This window comes from Microcystis sp. M53603_WE2, from assembly GCF_030065435.1.
The window spans coordinates 1-5,448 of record NZ_JASJFF010000706.1 but is presented as its reverse complement, the minus strand read 5'-3'; the positions used below and the strand labels follow the sequence as shown (position 1 = coordinate 5,448).

Sequence of the window (5,448 nt, the reverse complement as noted above, 5' to 3'; positions counted from 1 at the left end):
TTATTGAGATAAACTCTCATTAAGCTGGCGATCGCTAACTAGAGTGTGACACTTCATAATTCTTAGTAATCGCTAAAAGTCTTACTATACAAGGGCTAGAGCAACTTTTGATTTCAACGACTAGGGTGCGGAATGTGGGATATAGATAAGTAAATGGTTGGTTCTCTTATTCTTTGTGTGATCGGTGTAACTTATATAGTAGCGATCGATCTTTGTGTCCTTTGTGTCTGGAGTGGTTGGTTTCACTCATTCGCCCGCAAATCTACTCAAATCTGGCGCTGCTGATTTTTTATCTCAGTTTGAAGAGGGGCTAAAAACTGGCGCAATGTGGACATCGATCGAAAGACTAAGCTAAACTGGTAATGACTATGTATTAGGGCGGAGGTCAACGGATACAACTATGGACAATTTGGAGGTAAAACAAAAACCGATCCGGTGTTTAGAAGATGCGATCGAAAGGTGTCAAACTTTAGGAATGCGGGTTAGTCGTCAGCGTCGCTATATTTTAGAATTGCTGTGGCAAGCGCAGGAACACCTATCAGCGCGAGAAATTTATGATCGTCTCAATCTGCAAGGAAAAAACATCGGTCATACCTCAGTGTACCAAAACCTAGAGGCCCTATCGGGTCAAGGCATTATCGAATCTGTGGAACGCTGGGACGGCAGACTCTACGGTAACATCAGCGATTCCCACAGTCACGTCAATTGTCTGGACAGCCAACAAATCATCGATGTGCATATCGAACTTCCCCCAGAATTAATTAAACAGGTCGAGGCATCGACGGGGGTAAAAATTACCGATTATCGCATCGATTTCTATGGCTATAAACAAAATAAATGAGCCGGATAACTGTATAATTGACCCTGTGAATAGTATCCGTTGACAGGCTGCAACTCTTGTGATCGATCGCCCTCTCACCTTAATTATCATCGATAATGACCCGATTTTCCGCTTGGGTCTGGTGCAGGCCCTGTCGCGGATAGAAAATATTAGTATCGTCACCGAAGGGGATTTAGAAACAATTTTCGCTTTGACTCTTAATCCGGCCCCCGAAATTATTATTATTGATCCTCTCTTTGATTGGTCTTACTGTGAAATTCTCCACTCTCGCTATCCTGAAAGTAAAATTGTTCTATTAACCTTTCCTCTCGACTCCCGACAGCAACTAATCGCCAGAGAATTAGGCATCGCCGGTTATATTCCCAAAGGCACAAACCTAGAGCAATTTATCACTATTTTAGGACAAATTTCCCGGGATGAATCCCCGGATGTTGCCCCTTCTGCTCTCACCATTGCTACTCGTTCAAGTTTAGCCCCTAGCCATTGGTTAATCAGTGCCGGCAAAACGGGATTAAATCGCATCGAAAGTGAATTACATTTAATTGATCTCCATCTCAATCAACAGTCTTTATCCGGCTTTGATCGCTTTTACTGGCAGGGGAGAAAACGAGAACTTTTAGCAGCCCTATGGCTAGTGAGAAAACTAATTCCCCTGGAGGGTAGCTATTACAATTCAGCTGCAGTCACACCCTCGGTAATAATTAACAATATCGATCAAGAATTACCAATTTTAAGCCGCGAGCGTCCCCTCTGTGTTTCGGCGGTTTTTGAGTCCACTTTAGCGGTCATTCGATCGCCTTTAATTAATAGAACAAAGATTAGTTTTGAAATCGATGTTTTACAGGATAATCGGCAACGGGAATTATTATATTTAGTTCTCGATGAAATTCGTAAAAATGTCGATGAAATCAGATATTTACAGATTAGCAGCGGGGAATTAACCAGTCGCTTAAATCTGATTATTTACGATATCTGGGAGAAAGTGACCCGTAAATTTTTAGAAATTAATGCCTCGGTTTATGATGAAATTAGTAAAGGCAGACTTAACGAAATTATTCTGGAAGAAAGAGAGGCAATTCAAACAGAAATCCTCAATAAAATTCCTTTTGCTCTTGACTTATTTTCCTATTTAGTGTACGAAAATAGTTTAACTATTGACGGAGTAGAATACCGGGCTAATGCTCCTGAAACTATCGCCAGAGCCGAAATTCTGCTGCAAAATCTCATTCATAATATTGCCAATGCAGTGACGGTAATTATTCTCAATAACTTCTCGGAATCGGAAAGAATCAAACAAAAACTTTACCGGTCAGAATTTCTCATCGCCAGAAAATTAGCTAAAATCCGGAATGAATTATCTTGGAAATACCGACGGCAACAATATTGGCAAGAACCTAAAGATATCTTTGAAAGTCAATATCAATTATTTCACTATAGCGAGGGACAAATCAAATCTCTAGCCATTTATTCCCCTCGACAGGAAGAATTAAATAGTTTAACAGGCATACCCTGGTTAGTTTCGATCGCCTTAGAATTAAGAGACTCTTTATCTCCTCGTTTACGCGCTTTTTTTCGGGTGGTGGGTAAGGGAGTAGTCTATATTCTTATCCAAGTTATCGGTCGCGGTATTGGTTTAGTAGTTCGCGGGGTTTTACAGGGAGTCGGTAACACTTGGCAGGAAGTCAAAGGTAAAAAGGGATCATGAATTATGACTGATAACTGATAACTGATAACTGATAACTGAAGTAGTTATAATTAAATTGAAGATGGATTTTGCCTCTGATCCCCACTGCCCCTAGGGTTGATTCATAGTAGGGTTGATTCATGAATCAACCCTACCCTGCCCCCTTGATCAGGGGGGTGTCTGACAACTTTTAACACCTATCTACTTAACTGAAGTGACAGTAACTTTTACAATTCCTTGTCAAAACTGTATTTATCGCGAATTTGTCCGACAAAAAACTGTCCTTTCGATGGTGCGGACTGAAAGTCTTTATATACTGCCAAAGGTAGATCATGATAAAGATAGATACCACCGTGATTAAATTCCACTTTCAGAATTTTTTTGTCCTGATCGTAGTCAAAAGATTTAATCGCTGTACTTTGACTTTTTAATAAGGGGAAAGCAATCACATCGCGAATACTGGCAGAATCGGTTAATAACATGATCAGGCGATCGATGCCAATTCCTAAGCCTCCCGTGGGGGGCATTCCGTATTCTAAAGCGGTTAAAAAGTCCTCATCAACTCCCTGCGCTTCCAAATCTCCAGCCGCTTTTTTGAGTGCCTGTGCTTCTAATCTTTGCCGTTGATCGATGGGATCGGTTAACTCAGAAAAACTATTAGCTAATTCCCGTCCAACCACATATAATTCAAATCTTTCCACGAGGTCAGTTTTTGAGCGATGGGGTTTAGCTAAAGGCGAAATTTCCACGGGAAAATCTAGCACAAAAGTGGGCTGTATTAGGGTTTCTTCGACTTTTTGTTCAAAAGCTTCATTTAAGAGCTTACCGATGGTTTTACAGTCCTCTGGAACGCCAATGCCGGCATTTTCTGCGGCAATACGAGCCGACTCGAAATCCTCAAAACTATTCAAGTCAACCCCGGTTATTTCTTGGACTAATTCGTGCATAGTCACTCGTCGCCAAGGGGGAGTTAGGTCAATTTCCCTGTCTTGATAGGTGATTTTCAGCGTACCTAAAACATCTTGTGCAGCATTAACAATAATGTTTTCGGTTAACTCCATCATGTCATAATAATCGGCATAGGCCTGATAGATTTCGATGGAAGTAAACTCGGGGTTATGTTTAGTAGAAACCCCTTCATTACGAAAAATTCGGCCTAACTCAAAGACTTTTTCAAAACCACCGACTATTAATCTTTTTAGATGTAATTCGGTGGCAATGCGGAGATATAACTCCATCTCCAGCGTATTATGATAGGTGATAAACGGTCTAGCATCGGCTCCTCCCGCTTCACTTTGTAGCACGGGAGTTTCAATTTCAATAAAACCTTCTTGGTCTAAATATCTGCGAATGGCAGCGGTAATTTGGGCGCGACGGCGAAAAGTTTGTCGCACTTCGGGATTAACAATTAAATCCACATATCTTTGTCGATAACGTTTTTCTACATCGGTTAAACCGTGCCATTTATCTGGGAGAGGTAAGAGGGATTTGGTGAGAATTTCGTACTCGTTTACATAGATAGATAATTCGCCGCGTTCTGTGCGTTTAATCGTCCCTTTTGCCCCTAAAATATCGCCTGTATCGGTTAGTTTAATTACCGTGTTAAAGGCATTCGGCACGGCGGCCATGGTTTCACTAATGCGTTTTTTATCGAGGTATAATTGAATCGTTCCCGTTTCATCTTGCAGGTTAAAAAAGGCTAGTTTACCCATAATTCTTCGGGCAATAATCCGACCAGCAATTGCTACTTCTGTGCTAATTTCTTCCCCCGGTGCTAAGTCAGCGTACTGCTCTTGTAATTGTTGAGCGTGAGCGGTGGATTTCCACTGGTAAGCGTAGGGATTTAAGCCAGCTTTTTGCAATCCTGCCACTTTTTCTAAACGAGCGGACCGGATTTCTTCGAGGGTAGAGGAGGGTTGATTTTCAGGATTTTGTGCTTGAGATGCCATCGTTTTCTAAGAGGAACAATTCTGGGGAATTTTTAGGTGTTGGGGATTTCAGTTATCAGTTATCAGTTATCAGTTATCAGTTTACTGTTTACTGTTTACTGTTTACTGTTTACTGTTCACTGCTCACTGAAAAATTATCGTCCCATTTCTCGCTTTAATTTTTTCAATTCTTCTTCCATTTCCCATTCTTTAAATTTTAGATCGAGATTATCGTAGTTTGAGCGCTGATAGTCCGATTCTTGGGGTTGATCCCAAAAAGTGGTTTCCCAGTCAGGGGACTGATTTTTAGGGGCTTTTTCGGCTTTAATTTGCACTTCTTGACGACGTTGTTGGACTTGTTGCAGTAACTCTTGGGATTGAGTCAGACGTTTTTTCACCCCTTCCATCCGTCCCCAAAGTTGATTACCCTGACGGAAGAGGGCCGCCTCGCGTTCACTAGCAGCCTTAAGCAAGTCCTGCCGTCCAGCGGCCTTAGCCTTATCAATTCTAGCGTGCCAAGTTTGGATATCTTGGGCAGTGGCCAAAATTTGCTGTTCGAGACGTTGACGCTCATTTTCTAGGGCGCTAATTAGTTTAGCAGTATCGCGCTCCTGTTCGCGCAGTTGTTCCACCAGCGCCTGTAATTCTAATTGGGGATGACTTCTGAGAAATTCTTCCAGTTGGGTTTCAAGAAAGCGACTGACATCATCAAATAGATTGCCCATCTGTGCAGTATCCTAAATTTGCAATTAAAGTCTAGGAGCGATCGATTTTAATCCCCCTCTTTTTAGCATAGGCTAGATCAACCCTAGATTTAAATGGGGTCTGCTGAAAAAGTTTTTCCTGGGGGCAGGGTGTGGGGTGTAGGGTTTTACCGATTTTGAGGTAGTCAGTTACCTAATTTTCAGGGAAAAAGTCCAGGAATTTTACCCCCGATCCCTCCAATGGTCGGCACTTTTTGAGGTCAAAAAAGTCTAAAAGCCTTATCCAACAAG

At 41.8% G+C, this 5,448-nt stretch carries 4 protein-coding genes; 2 read left to right on the top strand and 2 right to left on the bottom strand.

From position 1 onward, the window contains the following. Window positions 1-400 precede the first annotated feature (400 nt). Together PX481_RS15200 and PX481_RS15195 are read left to right on the top strand one after the other, a co-directional pair. On the top strand, window positions 401-841 hold the full coding sequence (locus PX481_RS15200) for a Fur family transcriptional regulator (protein ID WP_002798934.1): 441 nt from the start codon (window positions 401-403) through the stop codon (window positions 839-841). 58 nt (window positions 842-899) lie between these two features. Next, window positions 900-2,546 (top strand): DUF3685 domain-containing protein, encoded by a 1,647-nt coding sequence (locus tag PX481_RS15195; RefSeq protein WP_288094887.1) that lies wholly within the window; start codon window positions 900-902, stop codon window positions 2,544-2,546. A 206-nt stretch (window positions 2,547-2,752) separates the two neighbouring features. Here PX481_RS15195 and lysS read toward each other — a convergent pair whose 3' ends face one another. After that, a complete protein-coding gene (gene lysS, locus PX481_RS15190; RefSeq protein ID WP_288094886.1) occupies window positions 2,753-4,474 on the bottom strand; it encodes a lysine--tRNA ligase in 1,722 nt (573 codons plus the stop codon). 134 nt (window positions 4,475-4,608) lie between these two features. Next, window positions 4,609-5,178, bottom strand: a complete 570-nt coding sequence (locus tag PX481_RS15185; RefSeq protein ID WP_002763860.1) for a TIGR04376 family protein — start codon at window positions 5,176-5,178, stop codon at window positions 4,609-4,611. Window positions 5,179-5,448 lie beyond the last annotated feature (270 nt).

What these genes read in the sequence shown, in the direction of transcription:
- lysS (WP_288094886.1), bottom strand. Translation starts at nt 4,474, where the DNA reads ATGGCATCTCAAGCACAAAATCCTGAAAATCAACCCTCCTCTACCCTC.
- PX481_RS15200 (WP_002798934.1), top strand. Translation starts at nt 401, where the DNA reads ATGGACAATTTGGAGGTAAAACAAAAACCGATCCGGTGTTTAGAAGAT.
- PX481_RS15185 (WP_002763860.1), bottom strand. Translation starts at nt 5,178, where the DNA reads ATGGGCAATCTATTTGATGATGTCAGTCGCTTTCTTGAAACCCAACTG.